Raw genomic sequence first — 14,133 nt, 5'->3', positions numbered from 1 at the left:
CTACTAAAAATAATCCAACATAAATGGGAAAAATTTGGATGAAGTGGGAAGAAATGAAAAAGGCGAAATGAAATAGAGTTACACATAGAGAAAAAGAAAACCCAGCGACTTTTTACGGTCACTGGGTTTGTTTTTTAGGATTGAGCGAACATATCAAACTGCCGTTTGGCAATTTCTTCTTTCTGCACGCGTTTGACGATTTTGTAGATCCATTGCAAAGATAAACCATACTTCTTAGCAAGGTAGGCGTGATTATTGCCCGTGAACTCGTTGAAAATTTGCTTTTCACGTTCACAGGCGAAAAGCGACATTGATTTCGGCACATACACATTCAAACCGCCCCAGTTGTAGCCCGTCTTCAATGCTACAATCATGCCGATATTTTCCGCGGTTTCCGCGTCTATTTCAGGGTAATATTCACGCACCGCCATTACCGTATATTTCGCCAAATCTGCCAATAAATCAGGGGCTTTGGTTTGAAAGTCATTATTGTCAAATCTGGCTTCATTCATCATTTACCTACTAGTTTTTTCCACTGTTTTAACTGCTCAATAATAGATGTCGTTTGCTCACTATCCAGCTCACGCCAGTCTGCAACGTCCGCATAATATCGAGCAACAAACGCATTCAATGCTGCAGACGTACTTTCATAGGCTGTAGCCTTCCAAACCGCCCACAATTTCCGCTGAACGGCAGAAAGCTGTGAAACATCATGCGGTAAGCGAATTTTTGCACCTTTTTGTTGCAGTATTTTGACCAGTTTCACTAGCTCTGAATAGCTTATATTTTTCGCAGAATTTTGGTAGAATTGTTGAGATAATAGACTTCGATACGTCTCATCGTCCATTCCCAACTGACTTTTCCCAATATGCACCAGCTGCAATAATCGTTTTCTCATCGTTTACCCCTTAAAATTGCTTTCAATCTTTGTAAATTACTTTCCGCTTGTGCCTTTTCCAGTGCCATTTCTTCTACACTTTTTGGCGGTGGTGGCGGAAGCTCAGGATATTCACGCTGTGGCAAGGCTTCTAGCAGTTGTTTTGGTGTGGGGAACCAATCACAAGTCTGCCCAAGTGTCATAAATGCCGTCTCAAACCGCACCTTATCCAACTCCATATCCCACGACTTTTTATAAGTGATCACCCGATACCACGCCTCCAGTGTTGGCTGTATCACATCTTCCGTTGGCGAATTTTTTAGGCGTAACAGCAATAACATTGCCACGCCTTGAGCTAGCACAGGTTTTAGCCATTGATTGTTTTGCCCCATTCCAACGCTCCTTTAATTGCGTTCATTTTATTGCTTGCAAGCGGTCGATTTTGCTCAGGATTTTGCACAGCCACCGCTGTGCCGATAGGCTTGTAGCCTGCAATAATTTCCAACAAATAACCGTGTGACTTCATCGGCAGGGTAAAATTGACACGGTTCGCCATCATTTGGTTAATGGCATAAATCCACGCCTCAGGCGGTGCAGGAAACTCACGCCCATCACGTTTGATAATCTTAGCCTGTATCATCGGTGTGAGTTCGCCCAGCAAGGTTGCCACACGGTCGAACGTGAGCGAACTTTTCGCAGGACGAAACAGCCCCAAATAACGAATTAAGGCTTCGCCTAACTCACCACTCACCAACAATGCCGCATTTAAGGCATCACTTGCTGCTTTGTTGGCAATCAACGCGTCCAACGAATGCAACGCTCCACACGCACTACATTTCACTTTCATTTTCGGTTCTCCTAATACAAGAAAACCGCCCGAAGGCGGTTTAGTTAGCAAGTTGGATCAAAGTGTTGAACATATTTAGGTTCTTCATTTGTTTCCAGTATTTTTTGAATAACAGGATCATCAGTAAAAATCATTTTTGCTAATCCCATCAATAATGGATCAATGCCTTCTTTTTTATCGATATGCCCATTAGTTGCCCAATCCCCATCTTCATCTCGAAAGAAATCAAAGTGAAGCGTAGCCATAAAACCATTTTCAATTTCGGGAGCTAACTTAATCATATCATTCCATGTTTTTGTTAGAATGACTGGCATTGTAGCCATTAAATCAGTCACAATATTGCTTACTGCATTCGGTGGTTTGGGTTTATAGTTAATACCTATTTTGAACGTTAAATCGTCTTTTGTTGGTTCAAGTTCAATGTTGATGATAGAGATATAATGGTTTGTCACAGTCTTACCCCCATTTTCATCAAAATCCCCTTCGCATTCTGCACATAAATACTGGCGTGCATCATTTCTTCTTTATCTAGTGATTTTTCAGCCTGTTCCAGCTGAATAATCGCTTGGCGAAGTTGCATTTTTAAGGCATCTAGTGTGGAAATCATTGTCTTTTCTCCCGTTTACCTTGCCATGTTTTACAGTAGGTTTTGCGTGTGTTGCACCACTCACGTTGTTTGAGTGTTACCGCTTGTTTTGCTGCTTCTCCCCACAATTCACTAGCTCGGGCATAATTGCCCGAACGTTCCATTGCTGCTGCGGTTTCCGTTGCTTCGCGATAGGCTTCTTCTAGAACATAGCGGTCGATTTTCGGTCTTCGCCCCATTAGCGCACCTCCTCATCATTCGGTTTGATGACAAATTCTTCTTCATTTTCCCGAATACTCACACCTGCAATCGCCTTGGCGTTATTCGGGTCAGCAAGCAAGGCTTCTTTGTTCACTTCTTCTTTCACGCGTAAGAACTGAAACAGCCCCAAGTTCTTGATATTTTCAATCACTTTCGCCATCGAACTAATCCCCACCTTCGGCGGTTTGGCACGCCATTGTACTTCGCCTGTGGTAAAGTACGCCGTCTTCTGCTTGCCACCGTTGGTCAGTTCCAAACGGCGACTTTCACAATACGCCTGAACTGCTTTTTGTAACGGCTTCACCTGTTCCTTAAGTGCGGTCAGTTGAGCCGTGTATTTTTCATCAACCGCCGCTTTCTCATCCGCTTGCAGGGAAACCAATCGCACCTGCTCACGTTCCAAATCGCCGCTCTGCTTAATCGCCAACGCCACTTCATCTTGGGTTTGCAGGGCGATTTCTTGAACTTCGCTTTTTACTCTTGTTGCTCGTTTAGCCATTATTTGTTACTCCTTTTGTGCAAGTGTAAGGATAAAAATCTGCGTTAATTTTTGGGGTTAAGCTACCATTGGGTGAGCGGAGATAAACCACACCGCTGATACAAAGCTCGGCATAAGCCCACGTTTGCTTTTGTATCATTCCGTCATCACACCCAACCAACAAAAGTGCGGTCAAAATCAAGATCGTTTTCTTCATCTCGCCCCCTAAACCTGCATCACCACATCGCCATTCACTTTCGGTACGCCCAAACTTTCCGCTAAGTTCATCGCTGCTGTGAGCAAATTATTGACTGCCAATGGATACAACAAACTGGTCGTGGTTTTATTTCGTCCCACCGCCGTTAAGCGTTGTCGAACCGCCAAAAACGCGTCTTCTTCAAAAATATCGCTCAGTTTTTTGCCCACTTTTGCCAAGCGGAATGCCACATAGTTTTCCAACTCTGCATCAAGCGGGGCGAGTTCCACCACTTCACAGCGTTGCACCACTTCGCGGACTTCCGTGTTGCGTTCCGACAGCTTCAACTTCAATTCAGGCTGACCAATTAACACAATCGAAATCAGCTTTTTAAAACCGTCTTCCAACTCAAAAAAGCGTTTCAAGTGTTTGAGTGTGGGAATGGGCAACGAGTGGGCTTCTTCAATAATCAGCACGTTGGAATAACCCGATTTACAGCTTTCTTTCAACACTTGGTGCAACTGGCGGAAGCGTGCTTCAGGCGAACGCTTCACGCTTTGCAATGGGGCAAGGGTGGAAATAATCGCTTCGGCAATATGTGCCGCTTTGAGCGTTTTGCCCTTGATGTCGTTGTCTTCCATTGCGATGATGTAAGGCTCAATCACCGCAATCGGGGCGTTTTCGGCGCGAATACGGTCAATCAAATCTCGTCTGAGCGTAGATTTACCTGCACCGCTTTCGCCTACCACCGCCATAAAACCGCCGTGCTTGGCGGTTTGATAGAGCTACTCCCGCACATAACGAATGTCAGACGTGGCGAAAACTTCGTCAGCCGAGCGAATATCGACGGAAAAAGGGTCAATCGGTAATGAAAAATGTTTCTTAGTGGCTGGAAATAAAGCCTGTTTTGCGAGTAACATAATCTCGTCCTTAATCTCTTGTGTTGTTTTAAGGGCGGAAGCGGCAGGCTCGGTCGCCAAACTTTCCCCTGTCGCTTCCTTTTCTAATAGCGTTGCAAGCGGTTGGTTTATCCCAATTTTTTGCAAAGCCGCTATTAAATTCTTCTCAAATGCCGCCCAATCCCTCACCCGCTGATCGTGGTTAATCAACTGGGAAATGGTCGCAGGCGACACGTTCATCATCTGTGCCAACTGTCGCAGGCTCACGCCCTTATCAATCAGCACCTGTTTTAGTTTCAGCATAAAATGCTCCGTTCATCATTAAGCTGCGAGCAACTTCAAATGTGATTTTGTTGGCTCTGGTGCAACAAACTCCGCCTTAAACTCATCAAACCCCAGCCCCAGCAACCGTTCGACTTCCACCTGTGGCACACCTTGCGGATATTTGCCGTTCACCCATTGATAGCACTCGCCATTCCACAACTCGCCCCAGCGTGCCTTGCCGTTTTTGGCAAATTCCACCGCCGACATCGGCTTTTGCTCCACCCGTCGGGCGTTGGTAGTGAGTTCGTGTTCTTGTCCTTTTTTCGGTAAAAACCACGTCAGCTTGCTTTCTTCAATGTGTTTGTAAGGGTTGATTTCGCCGTTGAATAACGGGGCATTGGCTTTCTTCGCACGCTTCAACTCGTCTTCGGTTTCTACACCATAAGCCAGTTGCTCCGCCTGTTCCTTGTGGGTTTCAAACACCGTTTTACGGTGGGCTTTGTACTCTTCGCCAATCATCGCCGCATCCACGCGGAAGCCCAGATCGTTGATTTCTACTGGTTCAAGCACCACCCAGTAAGGTTTCAGGCTCATTGTGCCGTCATCGGCAAAAATCTGCTCAAAACACTGCACCTGCACACATTCAGGGCGGTACGGATTTTTGCCCACCGTGATTTTCTCGCCGATTTTTACATCAGGCACATCACGCACATCGTATCTTCGGTTTTCAAAGCCGATTTCCAGCTTATCCGTCACCAATCGCTCCGTGAGTGCGGTAATCATCAGCTCTTGGCAAATTTCACGGCTTGGCGGATATAACAAGTCATTAGCGTGGATTTTTCGCCACGCACCGTAGCGTGTCATACCGTGTCGGCTGTGAATGGCTTTTCCGTTGAAATACCGCATCCATTGGTGGGCAAGCTGGTTCAACTCTGCCAAACCACTCACATTCATAAATCGCAGCCCACTTTCAAATTGCCGTTCCACAATATCGTTGCCTTTTTCCACTTGCCCTTTGGCTCGGGCGTTGTGGGCTTTCGGCACTTCAATTTTCACATCTAACTGGTTCAGCAAGTGCGTAAACATTTGCGATGTATTGGCAGAACCGCGGTCGAACATCAAAATTTTCGGCACACCGAAAAACGGCTCGGCAGGGTTATCTTTCTTCTGAATGGCGTTGATAAAGGTTTCCGAAATGTTCTCCGCCGTTTCACCGCCATACACATATTCCACATAAATCACCCCGCTGGCGTGGTCGGTAATTACATACCGCCACACTCGTTGTGGTTCTACTTTCGCCACATTCGCCGGCTTGTTTTTGTAGAATTGCTCCGCTTCCATTACGCACAACCCATTGCCTTTGCCGGTTTCTTTCAGGTAATACAACACACACAAAGACGGGTCGATTTGCCAAACGTGGTTCGGGTGTCGGCTTTGCAACTGCACTACAGGGGCAGGGCGTAACAGCTGGTCAGGGTGCAAATTGGCATTGCGTAATGCACGTTCCACTGAACTTGCCGAATAAGGGCGAACTTCGCCGGTTTGATTGTCCACAAACTCCGCTTTCACTTTGTTATTGGCGCGCAAAATATCCAAAATCCGCTCCAAGGTTGCCATCGTTTTGCCGTTTTTGCGCCGTAGGTGTAACCACGCCGCACTAATCAATTTCAGCTCATTGCTTTCCATTTGATGCTTCCCTTTATCCGACCGCACTTTGCGACCGCTTGCCGGTCGAAACGGTTTAATCTGCCGAAGAAAAGTGGCACGGCTTAAGCCTGTTTTGTTGCACCCTTCTTCAATAATTTTTTCCTTCTCGCCAAAGCCTGCTTTCTCCACACGGTCGGCATATTGGGCGAGAACGCTCGGTAGTATTGCCATTGCATTTCCTTAACCCACCACTTCTGCATCTTGAATGAGTGCATCTTTCTCAATCTCGTCCAAAATACTACTTTCACTTTCATCTAACTTGCCGTCAGGCTGATAATCTTCTCGCGCCCATTCCGGCAAGGCTTCACCGCTTGGCGTGTCGTCTAGTCCAAAGCGTTCTTTCAACTCCGACAAAATCAACTGATACTCCGCCAGCACGCCACTCATAAACTGCTTATGGTCAATGCCTGTGCTTTCGGTGTGGGCGGTTAAGGCTTCAAAGGCTTGGAACACTTGTCCGCGCAGCACCGCTTCCGCTTTATAGCTAATCTCCGCTGCCACTTCGCGTAACGCACCGCCACGTTGGTCGGGTGTTTGGGTTTCAATCGCTTTGGTTTTCTTCGCCAGCTCCAAATCTAAGTGGTTGATGCGCTCATTTTTAGTGGCAAGCACTTTCGCCTGTGCTTCATAATCGTCCGACTTGCGTTTGAGTTGAGCTTGCAAGGCTTCTTTCTCTTTTGCGTGCTGGGCGGTTAAATCTTCGATTTTCTCAATCAGCTCTTCTTTATCCGTTGTTGCAGAATAATCCGCGTCCACAATTTCCGCTCGGGCTTCTTCGGGTAACTGGCGAAGTTTTCGCATTTCGCGGTAGCCTAAGCCGAGGCGTTGGCTGGTTTCTAAAAATTCTTCTCCGAATTTAGAAAGGTTTTGCAAATCTTCATCAACTTTTTGTCTAGTTAATCCGCAAGCCTTACAAAACTCTTCCCAACTGCCGACCGTCGTCAGTTCTCCGTCAATGTAGGTTACTAACCCTTTGTATTTCTTGGCTTCTTTAACTTCTCTCATAACTTTAAGAGTGCCGACGGTCAGCAGTTTGTTTACAAAGCCAAACGCTCTAACCATACCCATAGCTTCGTGGGCTTCTACAATATCTTGGGTCATTGCTTTTGCGGCTAACGCCACCGCATCTTGCTGTTCACTTAATCTTAAATCTGTCATTGTTCACTCCTTAAAAACCACCTGTCATCACTCGATGGCGTACTTCATTAAACCGTTCATTCACTGCCTGCATATCCTGCTCATAACACACCGCAAGGTTGAGCAGGGCAAAACTGAGCGTCCAGTTGCCAGTCGGCAACTTGCGCAAAAAGCCTTCGCTTTCTAAAATCGCCGTGGCTCGCGTGATATTCACCGGTGTTTCATCAATCGCTTCGCACAAATCCTTATTGCTTAAGCCGTCCAACGTTCGCCCTTTCAGGGCTTTTAAAATCCGCAACGCACGCTGCGTACCGTTAATTTTTTTCATTGTAAAAATCCTTTCTCTTTCAACCGAGCCACCGCATTCGGATCACGCATAAACGCTGGCGTGGATAAATCAATTTGGGTGATAGGGTCAATCACTTTGTAACCTTGTTTTCTGAGTAGGTAACTCATTAGTCTGTTTAACAGTTTCATCTTGTTCTCCTATTATTTTCTAAAATAAAGAGCGGTCGATTTTTCGCTGTTTTTTCCAAATTGTTAAAGAGCAAAAGAAGTTTTAAGCGGCTTTTAAGCCCAATTTCACGGCAACTTCCAAACCTTTTCCACGATTGGCTTTCACGGCACCGTTTAGCACCTTACTCACCAACACGGGGTGATAGCCATTTTCAATCGCCCATTGCTGAAAAGTTTGCCCATTTCGATAAAACTCCAATCGAATTTGATCGGGGGTTTTTGCTTCATTGCTCATTATTTAGCTCCTATTGTTGTGGTATAATTCAGTAAGTTAAAACAACTTAATTCACATTTGTGGATTTTATACCTATTTATGGATTTATCAAGGGCTAAATTATGAATTCCTTTAAAGAAAAGTTACTTCGCTTAAAAAATGAACTAAATGTAGCAACGGATAAAGAGATTGCTGAAATTTTAGGTATGAAGCCAACGGCTTTTAATGGAAGAAAAACGAGAGAAAGTTTCCCCGAAAAAGAACTCTTCGCCCTAAAAGCCAAATGTCCAGAATTAAACCTTGATATGGATTACATCTTGCTTGGACATCGCCGTGAAACCTATGAAGCGATAGAACAGGAAATGTTAAAAGATATGCCTAAGCCTGATGAGCCACACTTTGACCCAAACCGAGAAATGGAAAATTTAATGCCAGCCGAGAACCTGCTTTTGCAGTATTTCCGGACCGCTGATAAGGAAGGCAAAGAAATGATTTTGAATGTTGCCAAAATGGCGGCGAAGGCTAACACAACGCAAGGCAATTCCGCTACAAAAATGCACATTGGCAACGTAGAACAACAAAACAACATCGAACACCTTGAAGGTGGCATTCAGTTCAACAAAGGGAAATAAATGGATTTTAAAATTGACAATGTTGAGCAGTTTAACAACATAAATGAAGCCCACTTTCATCAACCCGAAAAAGCGATTGATAAAAACAGCCCACACATCGTGATTTGCCCACAGTGCGGCGGCGAAAGCTACCGTTTCAATGAATACTGCTACAACGGCAAATGCACCTTTGGGATTAAGCAGTATTTCAATGAACAAGAACAGATTGCAGAGCAACGTGAGCGAGAAAAACAAAAAGGCTTTTGCTCTTTAATTGGCTTAGTAGGTTTTGTATTAAGTATTGTGATTAGCTATATCGGTTCACAATACTTTCATTCGCCCGAAATGACATGGTTCTTTTTCGGCGGCCTGCTATGGCTTTTCATGTGGCTAAAAATAGCAGAACAACAGTAATTTATCATTAAGGAATCAAAATATGATTAAGCATATTATTTACCATATTTTAAATAAAGAAGCGCAAGGTAGCCCAAGCATTGTTCCTAGCCCAACTGAAATTGTACCGACCAACGTACATTTAAATTTTCTAAATAAATTAGTCGAAGCCTATTCAGGAAAGGCAGGAAAGGGATTTGGTAAATTTGATGCCGATGAAGATAGCTACCCGATGCCTAGAATTGTGCGTGAGTATTTGGAAAATCAAGATTTCTATAACGCCACAGAAAGAATGATGAATACGTTATCTAACCGTATTCAAGAGCAACTTTTAGCGACAGGCGGAAAAGTCTTTATTATTCACTTTGAAGAAAACCATAGTGAATATCTCTTAATTGCGATGTTGTCTGAGAAAACTGCTTTTTCTACAACAGACTGGCAGTTAGAGGAAGAAGAAGTACTTGCCCTTGAACACTTAAAATATGCAGGACGCATTAACTTAACCGCGTGGCAAGCAGGTGAACAGCGTTATATTAGCTTTTTAAAAGGACAGGGCGATATTGCACAATACTTTAAGTCTTTCTTAGGTTGTAATGATGTGCTTATTGCCCAACAAGAAACGAAAAAACTGGTCGAGCGGCTAGAAGAATTTGCCACTGAGCAAGAATTAGATATTGAGCAGAAGACCGCTTTCTTTGAACGTTCTCAAGCATACTTATACGAAATAAGCGAAAATGAAGAGCCATTCTCTGCTGAAACGTTCGCTAATCGCGTGTGGTCTGAAAACCCACAAGAATTAAAAGATAAACTGGCAGATGCTGAAAATGGCATTGCAGATGGTTTTATTCCTGATAAACGTTCCATTAAAAAACTCTCAACATTTACGGGTAAAACAAAGCATTGGCGTTTAAGTTTTGATCGCACTGCTGTTTCAAGTGGCGATATTGAGCTGAATAATGGTAAAATTATTATCAATAACCCACCAGAAGGATTATTAGGAGCCTTTGAATAATGACAATCACTTTTGCAGATTTAGCTAAAATTTACCGTCAATCTGAGTTTGTTGAGAACTCGGATAAGGCGATCTTTTGCTCTAATTCTGCAGAAGATGTTGAATTACTTAAATTTCTTTCATCTGATGAGCATTACGATGAGTCAGGTATCCAAACGGATAGCAATGAATTAGAAGCCAACCACGCTATTCCATTAGTCATTGGCTCTCCTGCACTTGCATTGGGGCGTTTGTATGATGATTTTGAAGGATTTGTAAAAGGGGATATGACTCATCTTCACAATCCGAAGATGAGTAACAAGCCGTACTTTATTAAATCTGAAAACATCGCGTTTGATGATGTAGAAAAGCCACAATACCTTTTGAATTATGAGGGAATTAAAGCCTTTTTATATCAACTTATTTCTATGGCATCTTATTCTGATAACGTGAATAAGAAACTGATTTTTTTTAGTAAGAAAACCTTTGAGCTGTCGATTGATGTGCCTAAACAACTTTCATCATTCTGTGACTCATTACAAGAATTAGATAGTCAACAGCTACAGCTAATGCTTGATTTTGGTGATTGGCTTAATGATGAAGAGACCAGTTCACATATTGATGAGAAAAAGTCTATTTTAGCCTTTGTTTTTGCAGACACCTTACCGCAAGGGGCGAGTATTATTGATGTGCTACAGCAAATTGCACAAATTGATGAAGCCGTGCGAAAACAATATGCACTCTATATGGAAAATTTCAGCTATGAGAAATTTGTGAAAAAACTCACAGAAAATAGCGAAAAGTTTGTCTCTAGAGTGAATGACAGTATCAGTAAAATGTTGCCTCAATTTTTGGGTTTGCCACTTTTAACAGCTATTCCTACATCCCTGAAATCAGGGGATAACTGGTTAGTATATGTGGCACTTTGTTTTTATTGTGCGATGTGTTTTCTAGGATTAACTTATCAAAAACAAGTATTAGATAATCTAAGAAATGATGTCGAGCAATTTGAACAAAAAGGTAAAGTACCAGTACAATTAAAACCAGATTGGCAAAAAGATAAAGAAAAAATTGAAACGTTACTCAAAAAGCAAGAAATGCTTTACTGGCTATTATTAGTTGTTGTTGGAAGTTGTTTCTTCTATGCCTTCACAAAATTTTGTCTTTATCTCCATATTATAGAGGTTGTTTACGGCTGATTTCTAAATCAGTTTAAAAGGCGAAAAGCTCTATCATATCTAAACTCCTATTAACTTTTAAACTAATTATAAAAAGTTAATAGGAGTTTTTTTATGTCTTTTCCCATCACCAAAATCGTGATCCACTGCTCAGCCACTCAAAACGGCAAGCAACTTCGCACCGCTACCCAAACCGCTGCAGAGCGTATTAACGACTGGCACAAACAGCGTGGCTTTCAGCGTTTAGCTGGCAATTACAAGCAATTCAATCCGCACTTACAACATATTGGCTACCACTTTGTGATTGACACCGACGGCACTGTCGAAACTGGTCGCAAAGAGGGCGAAATAGGCGCACACGTTAAAGGGCATAACCTTTACAGCCTTGGTATCTGCTTGGTCGGAGGGATTACCAAAGACAAACGCAATCACGGCGAATATACGGAAGCCCAATGGAAAGCTCTGCACCACTTGCTTCGCCAATTAGAAGCCAAATATCCCAGTGCTCGCATTTGTGGACATCGTGATCTAAGCCCAGACCTCAACGGTGACGGCACAATCAGCCCAAACGAATGGATTAAAGACTGCCCGTGCTTTGATGTGTGGAGCTGGCTGGATAGCGAAGAGGTCGTGAATGTTGAGCATTTATTTAAGGGATAAATGATGAGTGCATCAATACGTTTTCCAAACCATCAGAAGCAATTTACACGAGGTTGGCGAATGAGTAGCAACGCCAAACGAAATCGCAAAATCAACGGTGGCACAACCGCTGCTACTGCCTTTTACTTACGCTGGAGTTACTAAAATGAAACGAGAAATTCGCGGAATTACCTTTTTCTCTTTGGTATGGGAAATCATTATTTTCGGTGGTTTTATTTCTGCCAATGAATTAGGCATTAAAAACCTTGTACAAGCCTATGAATGGTTCTTTTACTTTATGACCGCACTTGCGATATTGGCAATGTTCTTTGGCTCTTCAAAGCCGAGATTCCAATACACCAAAGCTAAGTATCATTGGGAAATGATCACAAATACTTTGCTTGGCATTATGTTGGCATATTACGGCTACTTTGTTTGTGCGAGTATCCTGACTTTCTTTGGCTATGCTTCAGCCCAACAAAACTATTTCAACAAGGAAAAAGAAAATGAAAAAACTGAGTGAGTTGATTACCAACGATAACGGTCGTCTTTCCACCACCGCCTTTATCCAATTTTTCGGAGCGTTATTGATGGCAGGCATTTTGGTGTATGCCGTCTGGCTTGACCGCACTTATGTAGGCGAACTCTTTACCACCTTCGCCCTATTCTGCGGTGGTGGCGTGGCGACCAAAGGTTTTGCTAATGCGTTAAATAATCGGGGGCGAGAAGAATGATTTTTTATCTGATTTTAGGCTTTTCTGCCATTGTATTGCTTGGTGTGGGTGTGGCTTGCTACAAAATTCGCAAGGCAGGGCAAGAAATCGACCGCTTGTTTAAGCAAAACGAGCAACTGCAACAAGAAAAAGTAGTAGCTCAAACTCAAGTGAAACATTTTGAAACGAGAAAAAAGAATGAAGAAAACAACCGCACTTCTGATCGCAATGGGCTTATTGACCGCCTGCAACAACAAGGCGATCTCCGTGATTAACCCAAGCTGCTCAGGTTTTGGGGTAATTAAAGCCAGTCGCCAAGATACTACCGAAACACTCCGTCAAATTGCGGTGCATAACGCGACCTATCGGGAAATCTGCAAGGAGACGAACAATGACCATTAACGTGGAATTTTGGCACTTGGTCGGGTTGTTGCTGTCGTTTCTCGGTTGCTGTTTTGGCTTTGCCAAGATTTTAGTATCGCAGTTCCAAAACAGTTTGAGTGAGCGCCACCAAAACCAGCTTAAAGTAAACGACAAAGTGGAAGAATTGGAAAAGCAATTCAACCAAATGCAGTCGAGTCTGCCGCTCGTTTATGTCCTGCGTGATGACTACATTCGTGGGCAAACGGTGCTGGAAGCTAAAATGGACGCCCTACACAAAACCTTAAGTGATTTATACAAAATGGAGAGTGCAAAATGATGGAAAAAGCCCGCCGAGAAGGTATGCGTTGGCACTTGCTCAATACTTTACACAAAGCCATGCCATACACCACCAGCGAACAATTTTTGCGTGATGTGATGGCAGGCATTTACCCAAATGTAACACCGCACGAAATCCGCCAGCAGTTGGAATACCTTTCCGACCGCAAACTGGTGGAACTGACCAAACAACCGCACGGCGTGTGGTTTGCAGATATTAACCGCTTGGGTGTGGACATTGTGGAATACACCATCGACTGCCAAGCCGGTATTGCCCGCCCTGAAAAGTATTGGGCGTAAGGGGAAATTATGGCACCTCGCTCAAGTATTGAAAAACTGCCCGAAGATGTTCGCCGCTGGCTGGAACGCGCCTTAACTGAGAACGGTTTTTCAGGTTATGTGGAATTGGAAAATCTCCTGCGTGAGAAGGGCTATCAAATCAGCAAGTCGGCAATTCATCGTTATGGCAAACAAATTGAAAGTCGCCTGAAAGCGATTAAAGACGCGGCAGAAGTGGCAAAGCTCATTACCGAGCAGGTAGACGATGAGGGAGATAGCCAATCGGACGCCCTAATGCGGCTGGTGCAAACTGATTTAATGAATTTGCTGATTGAAGCCCGCAATGTGGAAAGCCTAAGCGTAAAAGACCGCCTAAAAGCACTGGGTATGATTGGCAAAAACATCGCCTCAATGACGACGGCAAGTGTGAAGCTGAAAGAATATCAAGCCGAACACAAAGCCAAAGTGCAGGCAAAACTGGATGAACTCGCACGCACCGCCGAAAAAGACGGCTCAGATTTACCGACACTCGAGCGTGTGCGACAAAGTATTTTGGAAATCTATGGTATCAACCAATAACACCGTTTTATACGATTACCAAAAACGCTGGCTGCAAGATGATAGCCGTTTCAAAGTGGCGATGTTTAG

The 14,133-nt window shown here is 43.7% G+C and carries 25 protein-coding genes and 1 pseudogene; 11 read left to right on the top strand and 15 right to left on the bottom strand.

What is annotated here, in order from left to right; all coding sequences use genetic code 11:
• Positions 1-134: 134 nt before the first annotated feature.
• The 15 genes and pseudogenes from DX522_RS08105 to DX522_RS08045 all read right to left on the bottom strand — a co-directional run bounded on the left by DX522_RS08105 (position 135) and on the right by DX522_RS08045 (position 8,003).
• Positions 135-512, bottom strand: a complete 378-nt coding sequence (locus tag DX522_RS08105; RefSeq protein WP_115180433.1) for a Mor transcription activator family protein — start codon at positions 510-512, stop codon at positions 135-137.
• Positions 512-898 carry a regulatory protein GemA gene (locus tag DX522_RS08100; RefSeq protein ID WP_115180432.1) on the bottom strand — a complete coding sequence of 129 codons (387 nt, stop codon included), beginning with the start codon at positions 896-898 and terminating at the stop codon, positions 512-514. Before DX522_RS08100 ends, DX522_RS08105 begins: the two co-directional genes overlap by 1 nt.
• Complete coding sequence (locus DX522_RS08095; RefSeq protein ID WP_005661833.1) at positions 895-1,269, bottom strand: hypothetical protein; 375 nt, start codon at positions 1,267-1,269, stop codon at positions 895-897. Before DX522_RS08095 ends, DX522_RS08100 begins: the two co-directional genes overlap by 4 nt.
• Positions 1,245-1,724 (bottom strand): hypothetical protein, encoded by a 480-nt coding sequence (locus tag DX522_RS08090; protein ID WP_005640641.1) that lies wholly within the window; start codon positions 1,722-1,724, stop codon positions 1,245-1,247. Before DX522_RS08090 ends, DX522_RS08095 begins: the two co-directional genes overlap by 25 nt.
• A gap of 44 nt (positions 1,725-1,768) precedes the next feature.
• Positions 1,769-2,176, bottom strand: a complete 408-nt coding sequence (locus tag DX522_RS08085) for a hypothetical protein (RefSeq protein ID WP_005661837.1) — start codon at positions 2,174-2,176, stop codon at positions 1,769-1,771.
• On the bottom strand, positions 2,173-2,331 hold the full coding sequence (locus DX522_RS11725) for a hypothetical protein (protein ID WP_192574169.1): 159 nt from the start codon (positions 2,329-2,331) through the stop codon (positions 2,173-2,175). Before DX522_RS11725 ends, DX522_RS08085 begins: the two co-directional genes overlap by 4 nt.
• Complete coding sequence (locus DX522_RS08080) at positions 2,328-2,549, bottom strand: ANR family transcriptional regulator (protein ID WP_115180431.1); 222 nt, start codon at positions 2,547-2,549, stop codon at positions 2,328-2,330. The genes DX522_RS11725 and DX522_RS08080 overlap by 4 nt, the downstream gene beginning before the upstream one ends.
• Complete coding sequence (locus DX522_RS08075; RefSeq protein ID WP_115180430.1) at positions 2,549-3,070, bottom strand: host-nuclease inhibitor Gam family protein; 522 nt, start codon at positions 3,068-3,070, stop codon at positions 2,549-2,551. The genes DX522_RS08080 and DX522_RS08075 overlap by 1 nt, the downstream gene beginning before the upstream one ends.
• The gene (locus tag DX522_RS08070) at positions 3,063-3,266 is read right to left on the bottom strand and encodes a hypothetical protein (RefSeq protein WP_115180429.1); all 204 of its coding nucleotides are present in this window, start codon (positions 3,264-3,266) and stop codon (positions 3,063-3,065) included. Before DX522_RS08070 ends, DX522_RS08075 begins: the two co-directional genes overlap by 8 nt.
• Before the next feature lie 8 nt (positions 3,267-3,274).
• Positions 3,275-4,447 (bottom strand): annotated as a pseudogene (locus DX522_RS08065) (AAA family ATPase).
• 18 nt (positions 4,448-4,465) lie between these two features.
• Positions 4,466-6,286 carry a DDE-type integrase/transposase/recombinase gene (locus DX522_RS08060; protein ID WP_115180428.1) on the bottom strand — a complete coding sequence of 607 codons (1,821 nt, stop codon included), beginning with the start codon at positions 6,284-6,286 and terminating at the stop codon, positions 4,466-4,468.
• Between the two features lie 9 nt (positions 6,287-6,295).
• Complete coding sequence (locus DX522_RS08055) at positions 6,296-7,273, bottom strand: hypothetical protein (protein WP_115180427.1); 978 nt, start codon at positions 7,271-7,273, stop codon at positions 6,296-6,298.
• A gap of 10 nt (positions 7,274-7,283) precedes the next feature.
• A complete protein-coding gene (locus tag DX522_RS08050; protein ID WP_115180426.1) occupies positions 7,284-7,580 on the bottom strand; it encodes an IclR family transcriptional regulator in 297 nt (98 codons plus the stop codon).
• The gene (locus DX522_RS11720; protein ID WP_005708272.1) at positions 7,577-7,729 is read right to left on the bottom strand and encodes a hypothetical protein; all 153 of its coding nucleotides are present in this window, start codon (positions 7,727-7,729) and stop codon (positions 7,577-7,579) included. Before DX522_RS11720 ends, DX522_RS08050 begins: the two co-directional genes overlap by 4 nt.
• 82 nt (positions 7,730-7,811) lie before the next feature.
• A complete protein-coding gene (locus DX522_RS08045) occupies positions 7,812-8,003 on the bottom strand; it encodes a DNA-binding protein (protein WP_007525026.1) in 192 nt (63 codons plus the stop codon).
• 101 nt (positions 8,004-8,104) lie between these two features.
• Here DX522_RS08045 and DX522_RS08040 point away from each other — a divergent pair, with 101 nt between their 5' ends.
• The 11 genes from DX522_RS08040 to DX522_RS07990 all read left to right on the top strand — a co-directional run bounded on the left by DX522_RS08040 (position 8,105) and on the right by DX522_RS07990 (position 14,064).
• On the top strand, positions 8,105-8,614 hold the full coding sequence (locus DX522_RS08040) for a helix-turn-helix domain containing protein (RefSeq protein ID WP_262054201.1): 510 nt from the start codon (positions 8,105-8,107) through the stop codon (positions 8,612-8,614).
• Entirely contained in the window at positions 8,615-9,007 is a 393-nt protein-coding gene (locus DX522_RS08035) for a hypothetical protein (protein WP_115180424.1), read from the top strand.
• A gap of 22 nt (positions 9,008-9,029) precedes the next feature.
• Positions 9,030-9,998, top strand: coding sequence for a nucleoid-associated protein (locus DX522_RS08030; RefSeq protein WP_115180423.1), 969 nt, complete (start codon positions 9,030-9,032; stop codon positions 9,996-9,998).
• Positions 9,998-11,176, top strand: a complete 1,179-nt coding sequence (locus DX522_RS08025) for a hypothetical protein (RefSeq protein ID WP_115180422.1) — start codon at positions 9,998-10,000, stop codon at positions 11,174-11,176. The genes DX522_RS08030 and DX522_RS08025 overlap by 1 nt, the downstream gene beginning before the upstream one ends.
• A 93-nt stretch (positions 11,177-11,269) precedes the next feature.
• Entirely contained in the window at positions 11,270-11,815 is a 546-nt protein-coding gene (locus DX522_RS08020; RefSeq protein ID WP_115180421.1) for an N-acetylmuramoyl-L-alanine amidase, read from the top strand.
• A 145-nt stretch (positions 11,816-11,960) separates the two neighbouring features.
• Positions 11,961-12,317 carry a hypothetical protein gene (locus DX522_RS08015; protein ID WP_115180420.1) on the top strand — a complete coding sequence of 119 codons (357 nt, stop codon included), beginning with the start codon at positions 11,961-11,963 and terminating at the stop codon, positions 12,315-12,317.
• Complete coding sequence (locus DX522_RS08010; RefSeq protein ID WP_115180419.1) at positions 12,301-12,528, top strand: DUF2644 domain-containing protein; 228 nt, start codon at positions 12,301-12,303, stop codon at positions 12,526-12,528. The genes DX522_RS08015 and DX522_RS08010 overlap by 17 nt, the downstream gene beginning before the upstream one ends.
• Complete coding sequence (locus DX522_RS08005; protein WP_115180418.1) at positions 12,525-12,782, top strand: DUF2681 domain-containing protein; 258 nt, start codon at positions 12,525-12,527, stop codon at positions 12,780-12,782. The genes DX522_RS08010 and DX522_RS08005 overlap by 4 nt, the downstream gene beginning before the upstream one ends.
• A gap of 116 nt (positions 12,783-12,898) precedes the next feature.
• A complete protein-coding gene (locus tag DX522_RS08000; protein ID WP_005661694.1) occupies positions 12,899-13,207 on the top strand; it encodes a hypothetical protein in 309 nt (102 codons plus the stop codon).
• Positions 13,204-13,506 carry a hypothetical protein gene (locus DX522_RS07995; RefSeq protein ID WP_005661693.1) on the top strand — a complete coding sequence of 101 codons (303 nt, stop codon included), beginning with the start codon at positions 13,204-13,206 and terminating at the stop codon, positions 13,504-13,506. The genes DX522_RS08000 and DX522_RS07995 overlap by 4 nt, the downstream gene beginning before the upstream one ends.
• A gap of 9 nt (positions 13,507-13,515) precedes the next feature.
• Positions 13,516-14,064 (top strand): DUF3486 family protein, encoded by a 549-nt coding sequence (locus DX522_RS07990; protein WP_115180417.1) that lies wholly within the window; start codon positions 13,516-13,518, stop codon positions 14,062-14,064.
• Positions 14,065-14,133 lie beyond the last annotated feature (69 nt).

The sequence above is a fragment of the Haemophilus parainfluenzae genome (assembly GCF_900450995.1).
GTDB classification, from domain to species: domain Bacteria; phylum Pseudomonadota; class Gammaproteobacteria; order Enterobacterales; family Pasteurellaceae; genus Haemophilus_D; species Haemophilus_D parainfluenzae_O.
This window is presented reverse-complemented; position numbering and strand designations above follow the sequence as displayed.

Bases quoted from the DNA above. Each gene is read 5' to 3' on its own strand.
- DX522_RS08015 (WP_115180420.1), top strand. From the start codon at position 11,961: ATGAAACGAGAAATTCGCGGAATTACCTTTTTCTCTTTGGTATGGGAA.
- DX522_RS08090 (WP_005640641.1), bottom strand. From the start codon at position 1,724: ATGAAAGTGAAATGTAGTGCGTGTGGAGCGTTGCATTCGTTGGACGCG.
- DX522_RS08000 (WP_005661694.1), top strand. From the start codon at position 12,899: ATGACCATTAACGTGGAATTTTGGCACTTGGTCGGGTTGTTGCTGTCG.
- DX522_RS08100 (WP_115180432.1), bottom strand. From the start codon at position 898: ATGAGAAAACGATTATTGCAGCTGGTGCATATTGGGAAAAGTCAGTTG.
- DX522_RS07990 (WP_115180417.1), top strand. From the start codon at position 13,516: ATGGCACCTCGCTCAAGTATTGAAAAACTGCCCGAAGATGTTCGCCGC.
- DX522_RS08035 (WP_115180424.1), top strand. From the start codon at position 8,615: ATGGATTTTAAAATTGACAATGTTGAGCAGTTTAACAACATAAATGAA.
- DX522_RS08075 (WP_115180430.1), bottom strand. From the start codon at position 3,070: ATGGCTAAACGAGCAACAAGAGTAAAAAGCGAAGTTCAAGAAATCGCC.
- DX522_RS11725 (WP_192574169.1), bottom strand. From the start codon at position 2,331: ATGATTTCCACACTAGATGCCTTAAAAATGCAACTTCGCCAAGCGATT.
- DX522_RS08005 (WP_115180418.1), top strand. From the start codon at position 12,525: ATGATTTTTTATCTGATTTTAGGCTTTTCTGCCATTGTATTGCTTGGT.
- DX522_RS08105 (WP_115180433.1), bottom strand. From the start codon at position 512: ATGAATGAAGCCAGATTTGACAATAATGACTTTCAAACCAAAGCCCCT.
- DX522_RS08040 (WP_262054201.1), top strand. From the start codon at position 8,105: ATGAATTCCTTTAAAGAAAAGTTACTTCGCTTAAAAAATGAACTAAAT.
- DX522_RS08050 (WP_115180426.1), bottom strand. From the start codon at position 7,580: ATGAAAAAAATTAACGGTACGCAGCGTGCGTTGCGGATTTTAAAAGCC.
- DX522_RS08025 (WP_115180422.1), top strand. From the start codon at position 9,998: ATGACAATCACTTTTGCAGATTTAGCTAAAATTTACCGTCAATCTGAG.
- DX522_RS08010 (WP_115180419.1), top strand. From the start codon at position 12,301: ATGAAAAAACTGAGTGAGTTGATTACCAACGATAACGGTCGTCTTTCC.
- DX522_RS08055 (WP_115180427.1), bottom strand. From the start codon at position 7,273: ATGACAGATTTAAGATTAAGTGAACAGCAAGATGCGGTGGCGTTAGCC.
- DX522_RS08020 (WP_115180421.1), top strand. From the start codon at position 11,270: ATGTCTTTTCCCATCACCAAAATCGTGATCCACTGCTCAGCCACTCAA.
- DX522_RS08045 (WP_007525026.1), bottom strand. From the start codon at position 8,003: ATGAGCAATGAAGCAAAAACCCCCGATCAAATTCGATTGGAGTTTTAT.
- DX522_RS08030 (WP_115180423.1), top strand. From the start codon at position 9,030: ATGATTAAGCATATTATTTACCATATTTTAAATAAAGAAGCGCAAGGT.
- DX522_RS08080 (WP_115180431.1), bottom strand. From the start codon at position 2,549: ATGGGGCGAAGACCGAAAATCGACCGCTATGTTCTAGAAGAAGCCTAT.
- DX522_RS08060 (WP_115180428.1), bottom strand. From the start codon at position 6,286: ATGGCAATACTACCGAGCGTTCTCGCCCAATATGCCGACCGTGTGGAG.
- DX522_RS08095 (WP_005661833.1), bottom strand. From the start codon at position 1,269: ATGGGGCAAAACAATCAATGGCTAAAACCTGTGCTAGCTCAAGGCGTG.
- DX522_RS08070 (WP_115180429.1), bottom strand. From the start codon at position 3,266: ATGAAGAAAACGATCTTGATTTTGACCGCACTTTTGTTGGTTGGGTGT.
- DX522_RS07995 (WP_005661693.1), top strand. From the start codon at position 13,204: ATGATGGAAAAAGCCCGCCGAGAAGGTATGCGTTGGCACTTGCTCAAT.
- DX522_RS11720 (WP_005708272.1), bottom strand. From the start codon at position 7,729: ATGAAACTGTTAAACAGACTAATGAGTTACCTACTCAGAAAACAAGGT.